We start from the raw sequence: 24,124 nt of genomic DNA, 5'->3' as shown, positions 1-24,124 counted from the left end.
CACAGGAGGTCCGGGTGGAGTTGTGGTGCCGCGCGCGGCTGTGACAGACCGGTTACAGTCAGTGCGGGACGGGGACGTGCGGGCGGGGTCAGCCGAGAGCGCGGTCCAGGTTGAAGGCGGCGCTGATCAGGGACAGGTGGGTGAACGCCTGCGGGAAGTTGCCCTGTTGCTCGCCGGTGCGGCCGATCTCCTCGGCGTACAGGCCGAGATGGTTGGCGTAGGTGAGCATCTTCTCGAACGCCAGCCGTGCCTCCTCCAGCCGTCCGGCGCGCACCAGCGCCTCGACGTACCAGAACGAGCAGATCGAGAACGTGCCCTCGTCGCCCCGCACTCCGTCCGGGCTGGCCTGCGGGTCGTAGCGGTAGACGAGGGAGTCGGAGACCAGCTCCTCGGTCAGCGCGTCCAGGGTGGACAGCCACTTGGGGTCGGTGGGGGCGATGAACTTGGCCAGCGGCATCATCAGCACGGAGGCGTCCAGGACGTCGCTGTCCTCGTGCTGGACGAAGGCGCGGCGCCGCGGCGACCAGCCGCGGTCCATGATCCGCCGGTAGATGGTGTCCCGGCTCTGCCGCCAGCGGACGATGTCGGCGGGCAGGCCCCGCCGGTTGGCGAGGCGGATGGCGCGCTCGATGGCCACCCAGCACATCAGACGGGAGTAGAGGAAGTTCTGACGGCCGCCGCGGGTCTCCCACACGCCCTCGTCGGGCTGGTCCCAGTGGTCGCAGACCCAGTCGACCAGGTGACACACGTCGTCCCACTGGCCGCTGGAGATGGGCTCGGCCCACTTGTCGTAGAGGTAGATCGAGTCGATCAGGGCGCCGTAGATGTCGAGCTGGAGCTGGTCGGCGGCGGCGTTGCCGACCCGGACCGGGGCGGAGCCCTGGTGGCCGGACAGGTGCCGGAGTTCGCGTTCGGGCAGGTCGGTGCGGCCGTCGATGCCGTACATGATCTGGAGGGGGCCCGACCCGCGGCCGTCTCCGGGGCTGACGTGGGTGGTCACGAACCGCATGAACGCCGCGGCCTCGCCGGAGAAGCCCAGCCGCAGCAGGGCGTACACGCAGAAGGCGGCGTCGCGGACCCATACGTAGCGGTAGTCCCAGTTGCGTTCGCCGCCGAACTGTTCGGGGAGGCTGGTGGTGGGCGCGGCGACGATGGCGCCGGTCGGAGCGTAGGTGAGCAGCTTCAGGGTGAGGGCGGAGCGGTGGACCATCTCGCGCCAGCGGCCCCGGTAGCGGGAGTGGGACAGCCAGCGCCGCCAGTAGGCGACCGTGGCGGCGAACTCGTGCTCGGCCTCCATGTGGGGGCAGCCGCGCGGCGGTACGTCCTCGCCGACCTGGTCGAGGGCGAACACGGCGGTCTCGCCCTCGGTGAGCTTGAAGTCGGCGAGCGCGTCCACGCCGTCGCCCTCCAGCGGCACGGTGGCGGTCAGCGCGAGGGCCATGTCCCGGGACTCGAAGAGGGCGGTCTCACCGAGCATGGTCAGGGCGTGCGGGGCGGCGCCGTAGTCGAAGCGCGGTGCGATGCGGGCCCGGAAGGGGACGGTGCCGCGGACGCACAGGACGCGGCGGATCACGCGGTGCCGGCCGGTCTCGGCGTCCTCGCCGGTCACGGGCATGAAGTCCTGGATCTCCCCGACACCGTCCTCCGTGTAGAACCGGGTGATCAGTACGTTGGTGTCGGGGAAGTAGAACTGCTTGGTCCGGGCCGGTACGGCCGCGGTGAGCTCGAAGGCCCCGCCGCGCTCGGGGTCCAGGATCGCCGCGAAGACGCTGGGCTGGTCGAAGGCCCGGCAGCAGTACCAGTCGATCGTGCCATCGCTGCCCACCAGGGCCACGCTGCGCAGATCGCCGATCAGCCCGTGCTCGGCGATCGGCAGGGGGCGGGGGCGCCCCGGCGTGTCCTGCGGCAGCTGCGTCTCGGCCATGTCGGCCTCCCGGTCCGGGCGTGCGGGCTTCTTCCAGCGTAGGGCCGGGGGTTTTCTTCCGCCGCCTTCAGGTACCTCGTCATCGGGCCTGAGGCCGCTCCGGATGCAGGGCGCTCTCAGGCGGTGAATGGTGAGAGTGGGTCCCGGTCTCGCGGTACGTGCCGGCCGGGCCCGAGGAGGAGGCATCATGTCGACGTCAGAACCCGAAGCGTCCCGGTTGTCGGACGACGTGCGCACCCCGGACTCCCTGCTCCACACCTCCCCCGGCCGCGGCATCACGGCGGAGGACCTGGTGATGGCGGCGGGCCGGGACGTCACCCCGGCGAACCTCGAGTGGGCGAGGCGCAAGCTGGAGACCGACCCGTCCGCCATCGAGAAGCTGCTTCCCTAGGGCCCGACGGCATCATCGCCACTGGCTCCGGAACGCCTTGCCGGGGCCGGTGGTCGTGGTGTGTCCGCGCATGCGGGGTGCGGCACGCGGGGGCCGCGGCGCGGGATGGTTTTCCGATCAGTCTTCCGCAGTGAGTGCGCGTGCTGGCAGACTCCGGGGGTGCCCGACTTCGACATGCTCGTCATCGGATCCGGACCCGGCGGCCAGAAGGCCGCCATCGCCGCGGCCAAGCTCGGCCGGCGGGTCGCGGTCGTCGACCGCCCCGACATGGTCGGCGGGGTCTCCCTACACACCGGCACCATCCCCTCCAAGACCCTGCGCGAGGCGGTGCTGTACCTCACCGGACTCACCCAGCGCGATCTGTACGGGCAGAGCTACCGCCTGAAGGAGGACATCACCGTCGCGGACCTGATCGCGCGCACCCAGCACGTGGTCGGCCGGGAGACCGACGTCATCCGCAGCCAGCTCTCGCGCAACCACGTCGCCCTGCACGCCGGCACGGCCCGCTTCGTCGACCCGCACACCGTCGCCCTGCGGGAGGTGACCGGTCACGAGCGGCTGCTGAGCGCGGAGCACATCGTGATCGCCACCGGAACCCGGCCCGCCCGCCCGGACAGCGTGGAGTTCGACGGGCGCACGATCCTGGACTCGGACAACGTGCTCACGCTGGAGCGGGTGCCGCGCTCCATGGTCATCGTGGGTGCCGGTGTGATCGGCATGGAGTACGCCTCGATGTTCGCCGCGCTGGGCAGCCGGGTCACGGTGGTGGAGAAGCGCCCCGGGATGCTGGACCTGTGCGACGTGGAGGTCGTCGAGTCGCTCAAGTACCACCTGCGCGACCTGGCCGTCACCTTCCGGTTCGGGGAGACCGTCGCCGCCGTGGAACGCCATGAGCGCGGGACCCTGACCGTCCTGGAGAGCGGCAAGAAGATCCCCGCCGACGCGGTGATGTACTCCGCGGGCCGCCAGGGCGTCACCGAGGGGCTCGACCTGGACAAGGCCGGTCTCTCGGCGGACGCCCGCGGCCGGATCAGGGTGGACGAGCGCTACCGCACCGAGGTGCCGCACATCTACGCCGTCGGCGACGTCATAGGCTTCCCGGCGCTGGCCGCGACCTCGATGGAGCAGGGGCGGGCGGCCGCCTACCACGCGTTCGGCGAGCCGGTGGGCCGCATGCACAACCTCCAGCCGATCGGCATCTACACCATCCCGGAGATCAGCTTCGTCGGCCGCACGGAGGACCAACTGACCGCGGACAGCGTGCCGTTCGAGGTGGGCATCGCCCGCTACCGGGAACTGGCCCGCGGCCAGATCATCGGCGACTCGCACGGCATGCTCAAACTGCTGGTCTCCCCCGAGGACCGCACGCTGCTCGGTGTGCACTGCTTCGGCACGGGCGCCACCGAGCTGATCCACATCGGCCAGTCCGTGATGGGCTGCGGCGGCACGGTCGACTATCTCGTCGACGCCGTGTTCAACTACCCGACGCTCGCGGAGTCCTACAAGGTGGCCGCGCTGGACGCCACCAACAAGCTGCGCCAGATAGACCACTTGGGGGACTGACCGGTCCTACTCGGGCAGTGCCGTCTCGTCCTCGACGATGTGCACCGCCGCCTCCTCCGCACCGGCCGCGCCCCCGTCGATGCCCACGTCGTCCGCGACGGTCTCCTTCGTGGTGTCCGGGTGGGCACCCTCGTCGGGGGCCACGAGCCGGCCGGCGCGGTCGCCGCCCGCCTCGGGATCGACGGGTTCGCCCTCGCCGCCCGGCAGGTCGCCCACGGCGTCCCCGAGTGGCGGGGACACGTCGGGCCGTTCCTGGTCCAGCCGCTGGTCGAGGCTCTCGCCCTCGTGCTGCTCGGCCGCGGTGGTCCCGTACCGGGTGGCGCCCAGCGGCTTCTCCGGGGGCGAATAACCCTCGTCGAGGCTGTCGTCGTAGGTCCGTTCGTCCAGCGCGTCCTGAAGGTCCAGGGGCGCGGCGTCCTGCTGTTCCTCGTTGGTCCCGGTGGGCTGGTACGCGTCGTCTCCCATCGGGGTGTGCTCCGGCTGCTGACCGGTCATGGCCGCCTCCCTCTCGGCGCCCGGCGCCTGTCGCTGTCACGGTTCCCGGTCCGCGTTTCCCGCAGCGGGAACCCTAATCACATGCACAGCAAAGGCCCTGACCAGCGGAGGGAGTTGGCGCGGGCGAACGGCCGGCGCAGATTACCGGCTGGTCAATCTTGAAACGTAAATAAGTGCCGCTATCATCACACGCACCACGCACGCGGTGTGACCGGCTGCCGACGCAGGGCTGATCGGTACGCGCGTCCCCCTCCTCATCTCCTGGCCGACCCCTGACCCCAGGCCATCCCTCTCCGGGTCGCGGGCGGAGCCACACCCCCCACCCGTACGACGCCGGGCCAGGACCCCCGGGCGCGTGCACTACCGAAAGCGGCACGACAATGAGCAACAACAGGGGCAGAGGGCTTCAGGCCAATGCCCTCGGCACGTTCGACACGGTGGTCATGGCGGTCGCGGGCAGCGCCCCGGCCTACTCGCTCGCGGCGACCACCGCGGTCCTCGTCGGTGCCGTGGGACTGGCCAGTCCGGCCGCGTTGCTGTACTGCGCGATACCCATGCTGGGCATCGCGCTGGCGTTCAGCTACCTCGGCCGGATCGACGTCAACGCGGGGGCGAGCTACTCCTGGGTGGGACGCACCCTCCACCCCTTCCTCGGCTTCGTCAGCGGCTGGGCGCTCGTGGTGTCCGCGACCATCTTCATGGTGGCCGGTTCGCTGCCCGCCGGGTCGATGACCCTGGCCCTGTTCGACGACAAGATGGGCGACAACACCGCGCTGTCGACGGTGGTCGGCTCGGTCTGGTTCCTGATCATGCTCGGGGTGGTGCTGGGCGGTGCCCGGCTCACCGTGCGCGCGCAGCTGCTGATGTCGGGCGTCGAGCTGGCGATCCTGCTGCTGTTCGCGGTGCTGGCCCTGTTCCACACCGGCAACGCCCGCGCCTTCGACTGGTCCTGGCTGGGCTTCGGCCACTTCGACGGGATGGCCGGCTTCGCCTCGGGCGCGCTCATCGCCGCGTTCTACTACTGGGGCTGGGACGTCACCAGCAACCTCAGCGAGGAGACCCGCAACAGCCGCCGTACGACCGGTCTCGCGGGCCTGATCGGCGTGGGCATCGTCTTCCTGCTCTTCGAGGTGTTCACCATCGCCGTCAACGTCATCCTGTCCTCCAAGCAGATCGAGGAGAACGACGCCAACGTGCTGGCGGTCCTCGGCGAGGAGGTCTGGCCCGGCTGGGGCGGCAAGCTGCTGATCATCGCCGTGATGCTGTCGACCATCGCCACCCTGGAGACGACGCTCATCCAGGTCACGCGCTCGCTGTTCGCGATGGGCCGCGACCGTACGATGCCCTCCGCGTTCGGGCGGGTGCACCGCACCTGGAACACCCCCTGGGTGGCGATCGCCGTGGTGGGCGGCGTGGCGTTGGTGATGTTCATCGCCTCCAACGCCCTCGGCTCGGTGGGCGACATCCTCGCCGACGCCATCTCGGCGATCGGCCTTCAGATCGCCGTCTACTACGGTCTCGCGGGCCTCGCGGTCGTGGTGGCCTACCGCAAGATGCTGCTGAGGTCCGCGGCCGACTTCGTACTCGGCGGGCTGTGGCCGCTGTTCGGCGCCCTGTTCATGTTCTGGATCTTCATCGAGTCCCTGGGTGAGCTGAGCGGCGCGGCCATCGGAATCGGCCTCGGCGGGCTGGCCGTCGGCCTGGTGCCGATGCTCTGGTACTGGAAGCAGGGCAGCGACTACTACCGGCCCGCCAAGCTCGACGCCACCCGCACCGTCGAGGCGGAGTACGTCTCCGACGACCGCGCCGCGGAAGCGTCACGGGCCCACGAGGGCCTCCCCACCGACTTCTGACGGGAAGGGACCCGATGGCGAGAGACCGCTTCGTCTCCAAGTACGCCCCCGACTTCGACCCCGACTGCGGGGACGACGCCCTCAGCTCCGCCCGGCACGACATCGTGATCGGCCGCTGGCAGGGCCTGCGCGAGCTGCTACGGGCCTCCGGGGTCGACTGGCTGTCCCGGGGGCACCGGATCCGGCTGCTCGCGCAGGCGTGCGCGGGCAGTACGACGGTGGAGTCCTGGCTGGCCGCCGTACCGCGCGGCGCCGACGCGCTGGTGCTGCGCGCGGCGACCGAGACCGCCCGGGCCTTCAGCCTGGCCATCGCGGCGGGCCGGGGTGTGCCGATCGACCGGGACCGGATCGACTCGGCCGTACTGGCCTGTCTGCGGGCCTCCGAGGCCTACCCGGAGGACCCCACGCCGTGGGTGTCCCTGATCTCGGTCGCGCGGCTGTACCCGGCCGGGGTGCGACGGCAGGAAATCGCCCGCTGGTGGGACGAGTTGCACCGGCGCGACCCCTACAGCGTGGAGGGGCACCTCCAGGTGCTGCACTACTACTCGGCGCGCTGGCACGGCACCCACGGCCTGATGTACGACTTCGCGCGCGACGCGGCCGGAGTGGCACCGCCCGGCTGCGCCCTGCCGGTCCTCGTGCAGTACGCCCGGGTCGAGGAGTTCCGTTACGCCCTCGACGGAGCGCGGGGGCAGCACACCGCGGTGGGCCTCGGTCAGCACTGGGATCACGACGGCGCGGTCAGCGACGTACGCCGCACCTGGCAGCGCTGGATCGCCGGCCGCGGCGACGCCCCCGTGGCCCCGGGTGAGCTCCGTGACCTCAACTACCTCACCCACGCGGCCTGCCTCGCGGGCACGACGGACGTCGCGGGCTCCATGCTGCGCATGCTCGGCCGCCGGGCGACCCGGACGCCGTGGTCGTACACCGGGGATCCGGAGAAGCAGATCGCCAAGTGGCGGAAGGACCTGCGGTTACGGGAGTGACGCCCCGGGGCCGGCCCCGTTCGCCGACCCCGGTTCCCCGCGGGGAGGTGCTGTGCGGAACCGGGGTCGGCCGTCATCGGGAGGCACGTCGAAGAACACTGTGGAACACTCGGAGCACTGCGGGACATCTCGAGACATGGCCCAGCCTTGTGCCAACTCACAGCAGGTACAAGGGATGCGCAGTAAAGCCGGGGGCAGGCCTTGGCCATGCCGGGGGAAAGTCAGGCCGACAGCAGCCCCCGGCCCAGCCAGTCCCCGGTGTCCCGCACACCCGGAAGGGCGAAGAAGTAGCCGCCGCCGGTCGGGGAGATGTAGTCGACGAGGGGTTCGTCGACCAGCCGCGTCTGGGTGGCCTCGAACTGCCGCTTGACGTCCTGCTGGTAGCAGCAGAAGACCAGTCCCATGTCCAGGTTGCCGACGTTGTCCACGCCCCGGTCGTAGTTGTAGCCCCGACGCAGGATGCGGGAGTCGTCGGAGGCGGCGGTGCGCGGGTTGGCGAGGCGGATGTGCGCGTCCAGCGGGATGGCCGTGCCGTGCGGGTCCTTGGCGTACTGGGGCATGTCGGTCTCCTTGGCGCCGTCCAGCGGGGCGCCGGTGTCCTTGCGGCGGCCGAACATCTTCTCCTGCTCGGTCAGGGACACCCGGTCCCAGAACTCCACGAGCATCCGGATGATCCGGATCACCTGGTAGCTGCCGCCCTTCGTCCAGGCCGGCTCGCCCTGTCCGCCGCCCGCCCAGATCAGCCGGTCGGTCTCCCGGGCCGAGGTGACGTCCGGGTTGGCGATGCCGTCCTTGAAGCCCAGCAGATTGCGCTGGGCGCCGGTGGGGCGCGGGGTGTTCTGGAAGCCGTCGATGCGCCACTTGATCTGCATGGCGCCCCTCGTGTGCCGGGCGATGTCGCGCAGTGCGTGCAGCACGGTGTCCTGGCGGTCGGCGCAGATCTGGAGGGACAGGTCGCCGTGGCACTCGGCGGCGTCGAGGTGGTCGTTCGGGAACGTCCGCATCGGCGTCAGCCGGGCCGGCTTCGCCTTGGCGAGGCCGTAGCGGTCGTCGAACAGGGAAGCGCCGACGCCGACGGTGACGGTGAGCGCGTCGGCGGGCACCTCGGGACCGAGGATGCCGTTGTCGGAGGGCGGAGCGCCGACCCCGAGGTCGGTGGGGGTGCCGCCGGAGGTGAGCAGACGGGCCCGCTCGGTGACGGTCCTGAACAGGTCTTCGAGGCCCTTGCGGTCGTCGGCTGTGACCTCGAAGGAGACGAAGGTCGCGGCGGCCGGCGCCGGGGTGATGATTCCGGCCTGGTGGGCGCCGTGGAAGGGGACCTTCGCGCCGCTGTCCGCACCCGTGTCCTGAGCCTGGGCGGTGCCGCCGCTCTCGCCGAGCACGAAGCCGCCGCCGGCCAGGACCGCGCCCGCCGCGCCGGCGCCCAGCGCGGTCCGCACGAAGGAGCGGCGGGCGGGGCCGACGGGGCAGGCCGGCGTTTCGGCAGTGGACATCGAAGGGGTTCCTTCCAGGTGCGGGTGTTCGGTGCTCATCAGGCGGACTTCCGGATCTCGAGGAGGTCCGGGATCGGGGCGAGGTCTTCCAGCAGCTGTCCGGTGGCGCCGTTCAGCCGCTGCCGGTCGGCGGGGGCGAGCCGGTCGACCGGGGTCCAGCCGTTGTCGTGGTGGGCGGCGTCCAGAAGCTTCTGGAGTTGGGCGATGTCCGCGTCGACGGTGGGCAGCAGCTTCGGCGCGCGGCTGGTCAGCAGCGGCTTGAGTACGGTGAGCAGCTCGCGGGTGCCCGCGAGGTTGGCGTCGGCGGTGGCGAGCCCGGTGCCGCTGCCCTGGTCGGTGTCGCCGGTCAGCTCGAACTGGAGGGTGTTCTCCAGGATCTCGTGGGCGCGCAGCGGCAGGTCGCCCGCCTCGAACTTCTGGCCGGGGAAGGCCTTGGCCAGTCCGGCGACCGCCTCGGCCAGCTGCCGGGCCGGGGTGCGGAGGTCCTTGGCCGACCGGCCGTGCCACAGGCCGTACTCGATCCGGAGGAAGCCGGTGAAGTCCTTGTCGCGCACGCCGTTCGGGAGTCCGTCGGGCCGGCCGTCGATCTTCTGGTCGAAGTCCTCGAAGGTGCCGTACGCGGCGCCGAGGGAGGCATAGGTGCGGTGGGCGGTCAGCCAGTCGGCGCGGGCCCGGCCGAGGTGGCCGGCGTCGATGTCGTCGTCGAGTTTCCGGGTCTGGGTGACGAGCGTGGCCAGGCCCTGGTTCACGTACGCCTTGTACGCCTTCAGCGGAGCCGCGAGGTCGCTCTCCGAGACGGGCACGACCGCCTTGGCCGCTCCCCCGCCGGTGACACTGACGGCTTTGGAGGTGACGGCCCTGCCGCCGGTCGGCACGCACCGCCACGCGTAGCTGCCGCCCGCCACCGTGGCGACCAGGTCGCGGGTGGTGCCGGGGGCGAGTCCCTCGATCTCGCCGTAGACCGCGCCGGTCGCCGGGTCGATGAGGTACACCTCGGACGTCTTGCCGCCCGTGTTGTGCATCTGGAAGGTCTGCCGGCCCGGCTTCGGCGCGGTGAAGCCCTTCCCGCACTCGCTCCCGGACACGGCCACCGTCTGCGCCCCGGCCGGCTTGGGCCGGGCCAGCGCGACGACCAGCCCCGCCAGGACCGCCGGAACGGCGACGACAGCCACCGGGACGACCCAGCCGGGCCGACGGCGGCCCGCGGCCACGGGTTCGTGCTCGGGGGTGGGGTCGGGCCCGGCCCCGTCCCCGAGCACGGAGGCGGGTTCCTCCGAAGCGGTCCCGGCCTCGGAAGCGGAATCCCGCCCGGCTACGGACACGGATTCCGACCCGAACGCGCCCGTAGCCCCGGACACCGGATCCAGCCCGAGCACGGACGCGGTTTCCGACCGGGAAGCACCCGTGCAGGACGCCGACCCGGCAGCCGGCCCCGCCCCGGACGCGGCCCCGGGCACGGACGCGGAATCCGGCCCAGGCACCGACGCGGGCGCCGGACCGGGTGTGGTGCCGGCTGCCGTCGGGATCGGACGGGGGGTGGCTGCCGCGGTGGCGCCGGAGGGGTTCGCGCGTACCCCCCGTACGAACAGGGTCATCACCACCGCGAGGTAGCCGGCGTACCCGGTCACCTGGAGCCAGGTCATCGTCGGCGTCAGGTTGAGCACGCCCTGGACGAGCGTGCTGTACCAGGAGCCGGCGTCGATACTGCCGCCGAGGTCGACGGCGTACGCGGTCCTGCCGGGCAGTACGCCGCCCTCCTGGAGGTCGCGCAGGCCGTAGCCGAGGACGCCGGCCGCGATGACGATGAGGACCGCGCCGGTGGCGGTGAAGAACCTCGTCAGATTGATCTTCAGGACACGGCGGTACAGGCCCCAGCACAGGCCCGCCGCGAGCACGAGCCCGATACCCGCACCGGTCATCGGGCCCGCGGACTCGCCCGCCGCGCGGGCGGTGGTCCACAGGAACAGGGCGGTCTCCAGGCCCTCACGGCCCACGGCGAGGAACGAGGTGAGCACCAGCACCCCCGCGCCCGTGCCGAGCGCGCCGGTGACCTTCTCCTTGATCTCGCCGGAGAGGCTGCGGGCCGAGCGCCGCATCCAGAACACCATGCCGGTGACGAACGCGACGGCGATGACACTGAGGGTGCCGCCGAACGCCTCCTGGGCGGTGGCGGACAGCGACGCGGCGGTGAAGGTGAGGACCGCGCCGAAGCTCATCGCCACGGCGATCGCGGCCAGGACGCCCGTCCACACCTGCGGCAGCCGGGACCGCGCACCGGCCCTCACGAGGGTGGCGACCAGGATGGAGACGATGAGACCGCCCTCGAGTCCCTCCCTCAGCCCGATCAGGAAACTCGGAAACGCGTCGTCCCACATGCGTCGCGGCCCTCCCGGCAGGCACGTCCCCGCCACCTCGCCCCCGACTTAGCGAAGGCATGCCTTACTTTCGATGACCATCATGACTACACCCATGTAGTCGGCTGGTCATGAAGCGGCAATGTCGGGGCAAAAGCCGGGGCGACCCGGCCGGGTGATGCCTCGCCGGTCACAGCGGCTCACCGCTCACAGCGCCTTGCGGCGGACCAGCATCCCGAGCACCAGCAGTCCGGGCACCAGCGGCAGCCACACGGTCAGGAGCCGGTAGCCGAGTACGGCGGAGGCGGCCGCCGCGGCCGGCGCCCCGGACGCGGTCAGCGCGAGGCCGAGCGCCGCGTCGAGCGAGCCCAGGCCGCCCGGGGTGGGCAGCAGGGCGGCGGCGCAGCTCGCGGCGAGGTACAGCAGTGCCACGCGGGCCGGCGGCAGGGGCAGGGCGACGGCCCGGGTGACGGCGATCAGCACCAGGGAGTGCAGCGCGGCGAAGCCCAGCGAGCCGCCCCACAGGGCCGCCGCACGGTGCGGTCTGGCGTGCACGGCGCGGATGTCCGCCAGTACGGTCGCCAGGGCGGCCCGGCAGCGGGGCCACAGCGGACTGGCGAGCAGGCCGGCCACCAGCACGACGGCCGCGAGCACGGCGGCCAGGACGGCCGGGGAGACATGCGGGATCCGCAGCAGGCCTGGGCAGAAGGGGGCGAGCGCCGCGATCAGCGCGCCGCGGACCAGGGCGCCCGCGGTGGCCTTGACCGCGAGCGCGCTGGCCGAGCGGCCCGGCGGGAGCCCGCAGCGCATCAGGAACCGCAGGTTCACCGCCCCGGCCCCGAGCCCGGCGGGCAGCACGTGGTTGGCCGCGCAGGCGGCGAACTGGGCGGCCACCAGACGCCCGCCGGGCAGCCGCCGGATGACCGCGCCCTGCTGGGCGAGCGCCGAGGCCGCCCAGGTCCCGACCGCCGCCGTCGCGCCCACCAGCAGCCAGCCCTGGTCGGCGACGGCGAGCCGCAGCGCGCCCGTCTCGAGGAGCGGCCAGTGCCGGCGGGCCAGATAGGCCGCACAGGTCAGGACGGCGAGGCAGACGGCGGTGTGCCCGTACGCCCGTCGGCGGCCGGCACCGGTGGCGAGGCCCGCCGGGGACGTCATCGGCGGCCGGCCGGTACGGCGTAGTGGATGCGCAGCCCGCCGAAGGGTACGGACGGCCAGTGCCGGGCGTACGCGGGTGGCCGGGATCCGGCGGTGACGAGCGTGGCGACCGGTGTGCGGTCGGCGGTCCGGGCGATGCCCTGCGCGGTGCTGTTGGCGTTGTGCCCGGCGGTCGCCGCGGAGGAGCAGCCGGCGTAGAACGCGACCGGGACGGACTCGTGCCCGGTGAGCAGACAGGGCGGGCGGACGCCGAGGCGGTGCAGCTCGGCGGCGGTACCGGACCAGGCTCGGTGGGAGGCGGTGGTGCGGTCGACGGTGTGCACCAGGACGGCCATCTGGACGGCGAGGTGCGCGGCCAGGCCGAGCGTCACCAGCGTCACGGCCACGGTCCGCCGGGTGCGGCCGGGGACGGTCACCAGGTGGACCAGCGCGCCGGCCACCGGGAGCGCCAGCAGGGCGTAGGCGGGCAGCAGGAACCGGGGCGCCGCGTATCCGATCATGAACAGGTACGGGAAGGCGGCCGTAGCCCCGCACATCAGCGGCACCAGGGTCGCCGACGTGCGCCGGGCCCGGAAAGCGGCGACGAGGCCGAGCACCGCGAGCAGCGGCAGGGCGAACCACCAGACGGTGAGCAGCGGGTCGGGCAGCGCGCCCGTACAGGGCCGGCACAGGGCCCGCCCGCCCAGGCTGCGCAACTGGTCGACGACGGCGACATGCCAGCCCAGGCCGCCCTGGATCGCGGAGCCGTCGGCCAGCCGCCGGGCGAGACCGCCGTAGCCGGCGTACGCCTCGATCACCCACTCCGCCGCCCCGGCCGCCAGTCCGGCCAGGAGCACTCCGAGGAGGCGCCAGTGGCGGCGCGACAGGGCGAGGAGCAGCAGGGGAAGGGTCGCCCAGACCGCGTCGGTGGGCCGCATCCAGGCCATCAGCGCCCCGCTCGCGGCCAGCCCCCACAGGGCGGCCCGGTCCGAGCGGTCGGCGCCGGCGCGCAGGAAGCAGGCGACGGCGGAGAGCGCGCCCACGGCGACCCAGTAGTTGGGCATGGCCTGCGGGCCGTAGAAGAGGGTCACCCACAGCGATGCGAACAGGGCGCCCGCCAGGGCCAGGACACGGACCGGGAAGAGCCCCCGCCAGGCGCGCAGCGCCAGGAACAGTGCCAGGCCGGACAGTACGGCCAGGTAGATCCGCAGCAGCGGGGTGGACGACGACCAGGCCGCGACGGGTGCGACGAGCAGGGAGACACCGCGGGCCCGGGGTGCGCTGAAGAAGGCCGCGGGGGCATGGGGACTGACCTGGCTGACGTACACGGTCTCGTCCCAGCCGAGGCCCATGCCGGGCCGGACGAGGAGGAGCTGGGCCAGGGTGAAGACGGCCGCGACAACCGCGAGGGGACCGTCGGCGCGGGCGCGCCGGGTGCCGCGGGGCACGGTCCACGGACCGCCGCGGCGGGTCCCGCCGAGTGTGGCGTGCGCGCTGCCTGACATCGTCCACCCTTCACCCCTACAGGTTGTAGGGTTCGTGTCACCCTACAACCTGTAGGGCCGTAGGTGCGAAAGCATGCAAAAACGGCTAAACAGAGCTAAATTAACCGGCCACAAGCCCGGCCGCAGGGCAAACACGGCCATCCGTTTGACGGCCCTACGCGCTGTAAGGTTGGGGCATGGCTGGCACAGGGTCCCCCGACAGAGCGGAGCGGCGCGGCGCGGGGGCGCTGGAGAGCGAGGTGCTGGCCACGCTGTGGGCCACGGAGCGACCGCTGACTCCGGCCGAGATCCAGACCGAGATCGGCGGCGGGCTGGCGTACAACACCGTGCACACCATCCTCAAGCGGCTGTTCGACAAGGGGCTCGTCCTGCGCGACGCGAACGGGCGGCGCGGCGCCTACCGGCCCGCGAAGAACGCGGCCGAGCTGACCGCCGAGGCGATGCACGACGCCCTCGACCGCGGTCCGGACCCCATCGCCGCGTTGCAGCAGTTCGTGTCCGGACTGAGCCCCGAGGAGGAGCGGGTCCTGCGCGATCTGCTCGGCGGAGGCGGCGCATGAGGATCGACGTCTACACCCCGCTGCTGCTGTCGCTGCTGCTGCGACTGGTAGGTCCGGTGCTCGGCCGGCGGGTGGCACCGGCGCTCGCCGCACGGGTGCTGACCTCCGCGGCCGTGCTCACCGCGGCGGCCACCACCTGGTCCCTGATACTGCTGGCGGCCGCGTTGGTGGGCGACGCTCCCCCCGTGGTCGCCGAGGCCCGGCAGGACGGGCACCGGCTGGCCGATCCGGTGCCGGGCGTCATCGGGATCGCCGCGTGCCTGGCCCTCGCCGTCGTCGCCCGTCGCGTGCACCGTGCGGTGCGCGCCGAGCGCGGCATCCGGCGGGCGCTGCGGCGGCTGTCGGCGGGGCATCCGGGGGACACCGAACTGATCGTCGCGGCCTCCGATGTGCCGCAGGCGTTCGCCATTCCCGGCCGGCCGGGCCGGATCCTGGTCACCTCCGCCATGCTGGGCGCCCTCGGACCGGCCGAGCGCCGGGTGCTGCTCGCCCACGAGCGGGCCCATCTCGCGCACCGGCACGGCCTCCTGGTGACCGCGGCCTCGCTCGCCGCGGCGGCCGACCCGTTGCTGATCCCGGTCCGCTCGACGGTGGGCTTCCTGGTGGAGCGCTGGGCGGACGAGCAGGCGGCGACCGCCGTCGGGGACCGTGCCACCACGGCCCGGGCCCTGGCCCGCGCCGCGCTCACCGCGGGCGGCGCCCGTACCGGCTGCGCGCTCACCTTCACGGACCGCGCCGTCACCCGCCGGATCGCGGCCCTGCAAACGGCCCCTCCCCCGCGCCTGCGGACCGCCGCCGCGGCCGTCCTCGCCCTCGGCGCCCTCCCCGCACTGGGCGCCGCCGACGCGACCGGCGACCTGCTCGGACTGCTGACCGGCGTGCTGAGCTGAGGCGGCCCCCGGTCAGCGGCTTTCGGGCCTGCGGTGTGGTGGTTGGTCCGGGGCCGGCCGCGGTTTCACCGGGGGTACGGCGCGGACGGCCGGCTCGTCGGGGTGCAGGGTGAGCCGATCGCCGTGGTGACCGATGGTCAGCGGGGGGCCGTCCAGCAAGGAGTACGTGGCCTTGTCGGCGTGCACCTCCACCCGCAGTCGGCGGTCGAGGTACCGCACGGTGAAGGCCAGGCGGCGGATCTTCTCCGGCAGCCGCGGCGCGAACCGCAGCCCGTCGTCGTCCCGGCGCATCCCGCCGAAGCCCGCCACCAGCGCCATCCAGGTGCCGGCCAGCGACGCGATGTGCAGTCCGTCGCGGGTGTTGTGCTCCAGGTCGGCCAGGTCCATCAGCGCGGCCTCGGCCGCGTAGTCGTAGGCGAGCGGCAGATGGCCCGCCTGGGCGGCGATGACGGCCTGGCAGCATGCCGACAGGGAGGAGTCCCGGACGGTGAGCGGCTCGTAGTAGGCGAAGTTGCGGGCGATCTGCTCGTCGTCGAAGTAGCCGTCGCAGGTGTACATCGCCAGCACCACGTCGGCCTGCTTGACGACCTGTTTGCGGTAGAGGTCGAAGTAGGGGAAGTTCAGCAGCAGCGGGTACTGGTCGGGGCGGGTGTTCGCGAAGTCCCACTGCTGGTAGCGGGTGAAGCCCGCGTGCTGCTCGTGCACGCCGAGTTCGTGGTTGTAGGGGATGTGCATGGCCTCGGCGGCGTCCCGCCAGGCGGCGCTCTCCTCGTCGTCGACGCCGAGCCGGGCCGCCGCGCGCGGATGGCGCTCGACGGCGTCCGCGGCGGCCAGCAGGTTCTCCCGGGCCATCAGGTTGGTGTACGTGTTGTCGTCGGCGACGGCGCTGTACTCGTCGGGTCCGGTGACCCCGTCGATGTGGAAGGCGCCGTGGTGGTCGTGGTGGCCGAGGGAGCGCCACAGGCGGGCGGTCTCCACCAGCAGTTCGACGCCGGTGTCCTGTTCGAAGCCGGTGTCCCCGGTGGCGGCGACGTAGCGCACCACGGCACTGGCTATGTCGGCGTTCACATGGAAGGCCGCGGTGCCGGCGGGCCAGTACGCCGAGCCCTCCGAGCCCTCGATGGTGCGCCACGGGAACGCGGCCCCCTCCAGGCCGAGTTGGGCCGCGCGTTCCCGTGCGGAGTCCAGTGTGTTGTACCGCCAGCGCAGCGCCTCGGCGACGGCCTCGGGCGCGGTGTAGGTCAGGAGGGGCAGCACGAACATCTCGGTGTCCCAGAACGCGTGCCCGTCGTAGCCGGAGCCGGTCAGCCCCTTCGCCGGGATCGCCCGCTGCTCGGCGCGGGCGCCGGCCTGGAGGACGTGGAAGAGGGCGAAGCGGACGGCCTGCTGGATCTCCTCGTCGCCGTCCACCTCGACGTCCGCGCACGCCCAGAAGTCGTCCAGGTAGGCGCGCTGTTCGTCGAGCAGGCCCTGCCAGCCGTCGTGCGCCGCGGCGGCCAGGGCCGCGTCGACCTGGTCGCTCATCGCGGGCAGCGAACGGGTGCCGGACCAGCCGTGGGCGACGAGCTTCTCCACCCGCAGCCGCTGGCCCGGCTCCAGGACGGAGGTGACCGTCAGACGGGCCACGTCCGGCCGGCTCTCGCTGCTCGTGATGGTCCGTTCGGGGCCGCTGACGACGTGGTCGGCGGCCGCGGCGACGCGCAGCCCGCTGCGGCGGGTGCGGTGCACCAGGCGCAGCCGCCCTCCCGAGGCGAAGTCCTCCTCCGGCTCCAGGGGCGACTGGAGGGCCATCGCCGCGCGCGGGTCGCCATTGGACCCCGGCAGCTGCTCGTTGGCGACCAGCTCGGACTGGATCACCACCCGGGCCCGCTTGCCGACGGGCTCCACCTCGTAGGCGACGGCGGCCACCGCGCGCTGCGTGAGCGAGACGAGCCGTGTCGAACGCACCCGTACCGTGGATCCGGTGGGCGAGGTCCACTCGCAGGTCCGCTCCAGCACGCCGCGCCGCAGGTCCAAAGTGCGCTCGTGGTGTACGAGCCTGCCGTAGCGCAGGTCGAACGGCTCGTCGTCGACCAGCAGCCTGAGGATCTTGCCGTTGGTGACGTTGATGACCGTCTGGCCCGACTCCGGATAGCCGTAGCCCGCCTCGGCGTACGGCAGCGGGTGCACCTCGTGCACGCCGTTGAGGTAGCTGCCGGGCAGGCCGTGCGGTTCGCCCTCGTCGAGGTTGCCGCGCCAGCCGACGTGGCCGTTGGACAGCGCGAACACGGACTCGCTCTGGGCCAGCACGTCGAGGCCCAGGTCGGTCTCGCGCACGGTCCACGGCTCGACGGCGTACGACCGCTGGGTGATCACTCCTTGCCTCCCAGTTCGGCGAGGTCCTCGACGACGATGTCGGCGCCGTGCGCGTACAGGGCATCGCTCTGCCCGACCCGGTCGACGCCGACGACGTACCCGAAGCCGCCGGAGCGGCCCGCGTCCATGCCGGCCAGCGCGTCCTCGAAGACGGCGGCCCGCCGGTACTCGACGCCGAGATCACGGGCGGCGGCCTGGAAGGTGTCGGGGTTGGGCTTGCCCGGCAGCCCCCGCTCGGCGGCGACCACGCCGTCCATCCGGACGTCGAAGAGCTGCTCGGCGTCGATGGAGCGCAGCACGTCGCGGGTGTTGGCGCTGGAGGAGACGATCGCTGTCTTCAGTCCGCTGGACCGGACCGCCTCGATGTAGCGCAGCGTGCCCTCGTAGGCCTCCACACCCTCGGTACGGATCTTCTCCAGGAGCAGTTCGTTCTTGCGGTTGCCCAGCCCCTGCACGGTCGGGGCGTCCGGCGGGTCGTCGGGGTCGCCCTCGGGCAGATCGATGCCCCGGGAGGCGAGGAAGGTGCGCACCCCGTCCGCGCGCGGCCGGCCGTCCACGTACTCGTCGTAGTCGGCGACCGCGTCGAACGGCCGGGCACGCTCGCCCTCGTATCCGCGCAGGAAGTCGTCGAACGTCTCCTTCCAGGCGGCCGCGTGCACGACGGCCGTCCTGGTGACGACCCCGTCGAGGTCGAAGAGACAGGCCTGGATGGTGTCGGGCAGACCGAGCTCACTCATACCCAGCACACTTCCCCACACGACGGATTCCAGTGGGTGGTACGCGCCACACTCCGCATGAACGGCAGATGACAGACTCTCCCCCGTGCACCTGACTTTCGACGACCTTCTCACCCGCGCCCGCGCCCTCGCCGAGAGCGGCCCGCGCGCCCTCCTCGGCATCACCGGCAGCCCCGGCGCCGGCAAGTCGACGCTCGCCGAGCACCTGGTGAGGGCGCTCAACGGCGCCGGGGAGCCCTGGGTGGCGCACGTCCCGATGGACGGCTTCCACCTCGCCGACGTCGAACTGGACCGTCTGGGCCGCCGGGACCGCAAGGGCGCGCCCGACACCTTCGACGCGGCCGGGTACGCGGCACTGCTCGGGCGGCTGCGCGAGGAGCGGGACGAGGTGGTGTACGCGCCGGGTTTTGAACGGGAGCTGGAGCAGCCGATCGCGGGCGCGGTCCCGGTGCCGCGGACGGCCCGGCTGGTGGTGACCGAGGGCAACTACCTGCTGCTCGGCACCGGCCCCTGGGCCCGGGTACGGCAGCAGTTGGACGAGGTGTGGTTCTGCGAACTCGACGAGCCGGAACGCGTCCGCCGGCTCGTCGCCCGCCACGAGGAGTTCGGCAAGGACCACGACACGGCGGTGGCGTGGGTCCTGGGCAGCGACCAGCGCAACGCGGACCTGGTGGCGGCGACCCGGGACCGGGCGGACCTGATCGTGCCGGTGACCGCGCTGCCGCCGGGCGCGTCCGCGGCGTGAGCCACGCGTGCGGGGTCCCGTCGAGCCGTTCCACGGCGAGCGTCACCCACACAAAGCGCTCCGTCGGTGACGTACCGCGTCACTCCGCGACACGCTCACGGGTCCGGCGAGCGCGCAGAGTGACACTCAGCGTGTGCGGGCCGAATCCCCCGAGGCGGACACGTGGCCCTGTCGTCGCGTCGGTCCCCCGCAGCAACGTGTAGTCCTGACCGGGGTCGTACCGCAGCAGGTCGCCTTGGTCCGGCCCCGCCAGCGGTTCGCCGCAGTGGACGCCGGCCTCGACCCGAATCTCGTCCTCGCCCACCCGGTACGCCATCGCCCTGGAATTGAGGCACCAGCGTCCTTCGCCCAGCGGTTCGGCGCCGTGCACGACGCCTCCCGGCCGGAAGGTCAGTTCGAGTGCCCACGGCACCCGCGGACCGGCCATGTCGAACCGGATGTCGGCACCGTCGTCCCGGAGTTCCACATCGACGCGGGTCGTCAGCGCGACATCGTCCCGCGGCCGCTGCCCGAACGACATCGCGGCCGAGAAGCGTCCCTCGTCCGCCATTTCATAGGCGCCGTCCGCCCGGTGCTCGGCCGGCGGAAGCGGCTGGTAGTAGGCGGCCGTGAGGGTTTCGGTGAGCCGGTACCGGCCGTCCCCGAGACTTGCCATGTCCGTGGCACGGAAGGGGCCCAGGTCGAAGAAGCCCCGCGACAGCCGCACGGCGTCGAGGACCGCGTCGCCGGCGAAGAGCCGCAGGAAGGTCGGATTGCAGGCGAGGCCCGAGCGGATGCGCCGGTGCTCGGGCACGTCCGAGCCGCCGTACACGACGGTGTGCGCGGTGGCGGAGGCACGTGAGGCAAGGCGCGCCGTGGCGATGTACCGGTCGCGGGGAAGAGTTTCCGGCGCCGGTGCCGGCAGCTCGCGGCACAGGTCGGGGGTCAGGATGGTCTCGGCGAGCAGATTCGCGTCGTCGATGCCGCAGGCTGCCGCCAGCCGCGCCGCCCGGCTGAAGTCGCCCCGGCCGGTACGGATCGCGAGCAGCCGGTAGGACGGCAGGTAGGGCGCCAAGGAGAACGTATGGTTCTGGTCCTGCCGCCGCGAGTGGACGGTCTCCACCGTGCCGTCCGGCCTGATGAGGTCCAGGGTCGCGGTGAGGTTGCGTTCGACGGCGTCCCGCAGATCGGTGCGGCCGAGGACGTCGGCCAGCAGCAGCAGCGACGGGTTGGACACGTGGGCCGCGTAGTTGGCGCTCCGCTCCGAGTACAGGCCCTCCGCGTCGATGTCGACGCCCTCGGCGAGCCACGCGTCGATACGGTCGAGCAGCCGGCCGTCCGGGAACGACCGGTGCAGCCGGGCCAGCGCCGCGCACAGTTCCCACCGGTGGTTCGGCGTGTGCACCCCGCCTGTCCGGAGGCTTTCCGAAGCCGCACCGGCGATCTCGGCGAGGGCTGCGGCGACCTCGCGCAGTTCCGGCCCCGCGCTCGCGGCAAGGACGTGTGCGTCGCACACGTCGTTGATGGTGAACGCGGAATCCGGGGGTGACTGCACGTTGTCGCCGCCGGCGAAGAGGCCGGAGGGGGTCTGCACGGCACGGAGAGCGGCGAGGTGGGTCATCGCGGCGGCGACGGCCGGCCCGCTGCCGTGCAGCGCCGAGTCCTGTGAACGGTACGCCGCGAGCAGTGTCTTCACCCGGTGCGCCAGACCGCGATGGGGCACGCCGGCTGGTTCTTCGTCCGGGCGGGGCGTCAGCGGGACAGCCAGCCGGTCGGCGGCGCTGGCCACCTCGCGGACGAATTCGTGGTCGAGCGGGGTGGGCATGGTCAGTCCTTCAGTCCTGCGTTGATGTCGGCGCCCATGACGTAGCGCTGGAAGACCAGGAAGATGACGATCAGGGGGATCATGGAGATGACCGATGCGCCGAGCAGTACCGACCAGTTGATGTTCTGCGCGCCGACGATGCTCTGGATGCCGATCTGCACGGTGAACTTGTCGGGGTCGTTGAGCATCAGAAGCGGCCAGATGTAGTCGTTCCACCGCCACTGGAAGGACAGGATGGCGAGGGTCAGCATGATGGGCCGGGAGAGCGGCACCATGATCCGCAGGAAGATCGACAGTTCGCGGGCGCCGTCGATGCGTGCGGCTTCCACGAGTTCGTCGGGAACCGTCAGGAAGAACTGGCGGAACATGAAGCATCCGGTCGCGGTGAGCACGGCCGGGAGGATGATGCCGCCGAACGAGTTGTAGAGGCCGAGGTTGCGGACCACCAGGAACTCGGGGGCGAGCATGACCTCGCTGGGCAGCATGGTGGTGGCCAGGATGCAGATGAAGAACGCCTTGAGCCACTTGTTGTCGTACTTGGCCAGCGCGTAGCCGGTGCAGCAGCTGGCTCCCACGGTGAGGATCGTCGTGATCACGCACACGATGGTCGTGTTGATGAAGTACTGGGAGAAGTTGGCACTGCGCCACGCCGTCAGGTAACCCGACAGGGTGGGGTGGTGCGGAACCAGCGTCAGCGGATAGGAGAACAGATCCCCGGCCGGTTTGAGGGAGCTGCAGATGAACCACAGCACCGGCAACCCGTAGAGGCAGGCCAGGATCCACAGGAGTGTCGTCGCGGGTACTGCCCGCCGGAGCCCACCAGTGGCCGCACCGCGGGGCCGCTTTTTGGCAACGGCTCTTCCGGGACCGGCGTCGACCGGGCGTGGCGTGTCTGTGGTTGTCATCGGTTCTCCACCCGCCGGTTGACGATCAGCTGGATGATCGCGACGGCCATCAGGATGAGCATGAGCACGAACGACGCAGCGCTCGCGTAGCCGATCTGGCCCCGTTTGAAGCCGGTCTCATAGATGTACTGGACAAGCAGGTTGTTCGACGTTCCGGGTCCGCCGTTGTTCAGGGCGACGAACAGCGGGTATTCCTTCATCGCGTTGATCGTGTTGAGCAGGATGACGATGAACGACGTGGGCGCGATGCTCGGCAGCGTGATGCTGATGAACTGGCGCCACGGACCGGCGCCGTCGAGCGAGGCCGCCTCGTAGTACGACACCGGTACGTTCTTGATCGCCGCGATGAACAACAGCATCGAGAAGCCCGTCCAGGCCCAGGATGCCGCGACCACCACCACCGCCAGCGACAGGTCCGCGTTCGACTGCCACGGAACGGCGTGCCCGCCGAACTTCTCGATGACGTAGTTGACCAGTCCGAAGTTCTCACCGAACAGCCACCGCCACAGGACACCCACGACGATGGGCGACAGCAGCCACGGAATGAAGAAGATGACTCGGGCGACGGACGCGCCCTTGGCGTGCTTGCTCACCAGCAGGTTGGCGGCGAGCAGCGAGAGCACGAAGTTCAGGGGAACGAAGAACACCGCGTACAGCAGCGTCCGGGTCAGCGCGTCGTAGAAGGCGGAGTCCCCGAACAGGTTGTGGTAGTTGTCCAGTCCGATGAACTGGAACGCCCCCACTCCCGTGTAGTTCGTGAAGGAGTAGACGAGCCCGATCACCGCAGGCCACGCGAAGAACAGCGCGAAGAGCACGACATTGGCCGCGATGAGGACGAGCGGCGCGATGGTGTAGGTGCTGCGTCTCCTGGGTGGCCTCACGGACACGTCCGCGGCGCTTTTTGTCATCTTCCTGACTTCCGTGCTGGTGGAGTGGATTGCTGTGGGCTCACGCCATGAGGCCGGCATCACGTGGACGCCCAGGGCCGGGCGGCGGGGTCGAGACACCGCCGCCCGGCCCACTGGCCTACGATCAGCCGCCGACCGCCTGGTTGTAGCCGTCCACGATGTTCTGCAGGGCCTTGTCGGCCGACTGCTGGCCGTTGATCGCCTTGCCGAGCTCCGTCTTGGTCGGGTCCTCGGTGAGGCTCTTGCCCTTCAGCACCCAGTTCGTCTGCGCGGTGTTGAAGTAGCCGGAGATCGGGGCGTAGAGCGGGATCTCCTCGTTGTACAGCTTGAACGCCGCCTGCGCCGCCTCGGAGGTGAAGGGGTACTTCGGGCTCAGGCCGCTCTCGACCGGGAGGAACCCGGAGGTCTCGACCAGCTCGGTGTACTGCTTCGGGTCGTACACCCAGGACATGAACTTCTTGGCGGCGGTGGCCGCGGCGCCGTTGTTGTTGAAGCCCACCATCATGCCGCCGCTGTTGACGTCACTGGCCTGCACCGGCTGGGCGGGGGTCGGGACGCTCGCCCAGCCGAACTTCTTGATGCTGTCCGAGAAGGCGGCTACCTGCCACACGCCGGACCAGTAGGCGACCACGTCACCGCTCTGGAACATGGCCGACGGGTCGGCGCCGCTGGTCCACACCGACTTCGGCATGACCTTGTCGTCGTTCAGGCCGACGAAGTACTTCACGGCCTTCTTGGTCGCGGCGTCCGCCGAGAACTTGCCGGAGGAGTCCGCGTGGACGTACTTCCCGCCCATCTCGTACACCATGGCGCGGAGCCGGGACGGCGACTGGTCGAACGTCAGGGAGTACTTGGCGCCGGTCTTCTGGCGGACCTTGTTCGCCGCCTTGATGAAGTCGGTCCACGTCCAGGTCTTCTGCGGCGAGGCCGGGAAGGAGACGCCGGCCTTCTTGAACAGCGTCTTGTTGATGAACAGGCCGGACGCGGTGACGTCCGAGGGTATGGACAGCACCTTCCCGGACGAGTCCTTGGCGAGGAAGTTGGCGTTGATGTGGTAGCTCTTGTTGTTGGCGATGGAGCTCAGGTCGATCAGCTTGTTCGACCAGATCGGGTCCAGCGCCGGCACGTCCGCGACGTCGGGCAGAGAGTTCGCCTGCGCGGCGTTGTGCAGCTTCGTCGGGTAGCCGTCGTAGGGGATGTTGACGAGCTTGACGTTGACGCCCGTTTCCTTCTTGTACTGCGCCACCAGCTTCTTCCAGCCCGCGTCCTGCCCCGGCACCGTGGAGATCCAGAACGTCAGCGACTTGGCGTTCCCGCCCGAGCCGGAGCCCGACCCGCAGGCGGAGAGCAGCAGGGCACCTGCCGAGGCCACGGCAGCGAGGGGAACCAGGCGGCGCATACCGCCGCGGCCGAGTCGGCGGGAGCGCCGCACACCCACAGTGGTCATCTTCGATCCCATTTCGTCGTAGGGACGGAGCACGGCGCCGGCTGAGGCGGCACGGGTGCATTTTGAAGGAAGGGT

General features: G+C 71.5%; 19 protein-coding genes. 7 read left to right on the top strand and 12 right to left on the bottom strand.

Annotated elements, in window-relative coordinates:
* Nucleotides 1-88 precede the first annotated feature (88 nt).
* A complete protein-coding gene (locus ACWGJM_RS25230; RefSeq protein ID WP_453413962.1) occupies nt 89-1,924 on the bottom strand; it encodes a glycoside hydrolase family 15 protein in 1,836 nt (611 codons plus the stop codon).
* A 187-nt stretch (nt 1,925-2,111) separates the two neighbouring features.
* On the opposite strand from ACWGJM_RS25230, the gene ACWGJM_RS25225 reads away from it, so the two are divergent.
* Together ACWGJM_RS25225 and sthA are read left to right on the top strand one after the other, a co-directional pair.
* Complete coding sequence (locus tag ACWGJM_RS25225) at nt 2,112-2,315, top strand: hypothetical protein (protein WP_453413961.1); 204 nt, start codon at nt 2,112-2,114, stop codon at nt 2,313-2,315.
* Between the two features lie 159 nt (nt 2,316-2,474).
* On the top strand, nt 2,475-3,878 hold the full coding sequence (gene sthA / locus ACWGJM_RS25220) for a Si-specific NAD(P)(+) transhydrogenase (RefSeq protein ID WP_453413960.1): 1,404 nt from the start codon (nt 2,475-2,477) through the stop codon (nt 3,876-3,878).
* A gap of 6 nt (nt 3,879-3,884) precedes the next feature.
* On the opposite strand, the gene ACWGJM_RS25215 is transcribed toward sthA, so the two are convergent.
* Complete coding sequence (locus ACWGJM_RS25215; RefSeq protein WP_453413959.1) at nt 3,885-4,373, bottom strand: DUF5709 domain-containing protein; 489 nt, start codon at nt 4,371-4,373, stop codon at nt 3,885-3,887.
* Between the two features lie 380 nt (nt 4,374-4,753).
* On the opposite strand from ACWGJM_RS25215, the gene ACWGJM_RS25210 reads away from it, so the two are divergent.
* On the top strand, nt 4,754-6,226 hold the full coding sequence (locus ACWGJM_RS25210; protein ID WP_453413958.1) for an APC family permease: 1,473 nt from the start codon (nt 4,754-4,756) through the stop codon (nt 6,224-6,226).
* A 14-nt stretch (nt 6,227-6,240) separates the two neighbouring features.
* On the top strand, nt 6,241-7,212 hold the full coding sequence (locus ACWGJM_RS25205; RefSeq protein WP_453413957.1) for a hypothetical protein: 972 nt from the start codon (nt 6,241-6,243) through the stop codon (nt 7,210-7,212).
* Between the two features lie 221 nt (nt 7,213-7,433).
* Here ACWGJM_RS25205 and efeB read toward each other — a convergent pair whose 3' ends face one another.
* The 4 genes from efeB to ACWGJM_RS25185 all read right to left on the bottom strand — a co-directional run bounded on the left by efeB (nt 7,434) and on the right by ACWGJM_RS25185 (nt 13,698).
* Complete coding sequence (efeB, locus tag ACWGJM_RS25200) at nt 7,434-8,705, bottom strand: iron uptake transporter deferrochelatase/peroxidase subunit (RefSeq protein WP_453413956.1); 1,272 nt, start codon at nt 8,703-8,705, stop codon at nt 7,434-7,436.
* Nucleotides 8,706-8,743: 38 nt separating this feature from the next.
* On the bottom strand, nt 8,744-11,080 hold the full coding sequence (gene efeU / locus ACWGJM_RS25195) for an iron uptake transporter permease EfeU (protein ID WP_453413955.1): 2,337 nt from the start codon (nt 11,078-11,080) through the stop codon (nt 8,744-8,746).
* Nucleotides 11,081-11,266: 186 nt separating this feature from the next.
* On the bottom strand, nt 11,267-12,214 hold the full coding sequence (locus ACWGJM_RS25190; protein ID WP_453413954.1) for a lysylphosphatidylglycerol synthase domain-containing protein: 948 nt from the start codon (nt 12,212-12,214) through the stop codon (nt 11,267-11,269).
* Entirely contained in the window at nt 12,211-13,698 is a 1,488-nt protein-coding gene (locus tag ACWGJM_RS25185; protein ID WP_453413953.1) for a hypothetical protein, read from the bottom strand. Before ACWGJM_RS25185 ends, ACWGJM_RS25190 begins: the two co-directional genes overlap by 4 nt.
* Before the next feature lie 176 nt (nt 13,699-13,874).
* On the opposite strand from ACWGJM_RS25185, the gene ACWGJM_RS25180 reads away from it, so the two are divergent.
* Nucleotides 13,875-14,258 carry a BlaI/MecI/CopY family transcriptional regulator gene (locus ACWGJM_RS25180; RefSeq protein ID WP_453413952.1) on the top strand — a complete coding sequence of 128 codons (384 nt, stop codon included), beginning with the start codon at nt 13,875-13,877 and terminating at the stop codon, nt 14,256-14,258.
* A complete protein-coding gene (locus tag ACWGJM_RS25175; protein WP_453413951.1) occupies nt 14,255-15,148 on the top strand; it encodes a M48 family metalloprotease in 894 nt (297 codons plus the stop codon). The genes ACWGJM_RS25180 and ACWGJM_RS25175 overlap by 4 nt, the downstream gene beginning before the upstream one ends.
* A 12-nt stretch (nt 15,149-15,160) precedes the next feature.
* Here the strand turns inward: ACWGJM_RS25175 and ACWGJM_RS25170 are convergent, their stop codons facing one another.
* Complete coding sequence (locus ACWGJM_RS25170; protein ID WP_453413950.1) at nt 15,161-17,503, bottom strand: glycoside hydrolase family 65 protein; 2,343 nt, start codon at nt 17,501-17,503, stop codon at nt 15,161-15,163.
* Nucleotides 17,500-18,240, bottom strand: a complete 741-nt coding sequence (locus tag ACWGJM_RS25165; protein WP_453413949.1) for an HAD family hydrolase — start codon at nt 18,238-18,240, stop codon at nt 17,500-17,502. The genes ACWGJM_RS25170 and ACWGJM_RS25165 overlap by 4 nt, the downstream gene beginning before the upstream one ends.
* 85 nt (nt 18,241-18,325) lie before the next feature.
* On the opposite strand from ACWGJM_RS25165, the gene ACWGJM_RS25160 reads away from it, so the two are divergent.
* Entirely contained in the window at nt 18,326-18,985 is a 660-nt protein-coding gene (locus ACWGJM_RS25160; protein ID WP_453413948.1) for a nucleoside/nucleotide kinase family protein, read from the top strand.
* 79 nt (nt 18,986-19,064) lie between these two features.
* On the opposite strand, the gene ACWGJM_RS25155 is transcribed toward ACWGJM_RS25160, so the two are convergent.
* From ACWGJM_RS25155 to ACWGJM_RS25140, 4 genes are all read right to left on the bottom strand, one after another.
* The gene (locus tag ACWGJM_RS25155; protein ID WP_453413947.1) at nt 19,065-20,789 is read right to left on the bottom strand and encodes a hypothetical protein; all 1,725 of its coding nucleotides are present in this window, start codon (nt 20,787-20,789) and stop codon (nt 19,065-19,067) included.
* 2 nt (nt 20,790-20,791) lie between these two features.
* Nucleotides 20,792-21,694, bottom strand: a complete 903-nt coding sequence (locus tag ACWGJM_RS25150; protein ID WP_453413946.1) for a carbohydrate ABC transporter permease — start codon at nt 21,692-21,694, stop codon at nt 20,792-20,794.
* A complete protein-coding gene (locus tag ACWGJM_RS25145; RefSeq protein ID WP_453413945.1) occupies nt 21,691-22,602 on the bottom strand; it encodes a carbohydrate ABC transporter permease in 912 nt (303 codons plus the stop codon). The genes ACWGJM_RS25150 and ACWGJM_RS25145 overlap by 4 nt, the downstream gene beginning before the upstream one ends.
* 124 nt (nt 22,603-22,726) lie before the next feature.
* Nucleotides 22,727-24,049, bottom strand: a complete 1,323-nt coding sequence (locus tag ACWGJM_RS25140) for an ABC transporter substrate-binding protein (protein WP_453413944.1) — start codon at nt 24,047-24,049, stop codon at nt 22,727-22,729.
* Nucleotides 24,050-24,124 lie beyond the last annotated feature (75 nt).

This window comes from Streptomyces sp. NPDC054834 (assembly GCF_053611185.1).
This window is presented reverse-complemented; position numbering and strand designations above follow the sequence as displayed.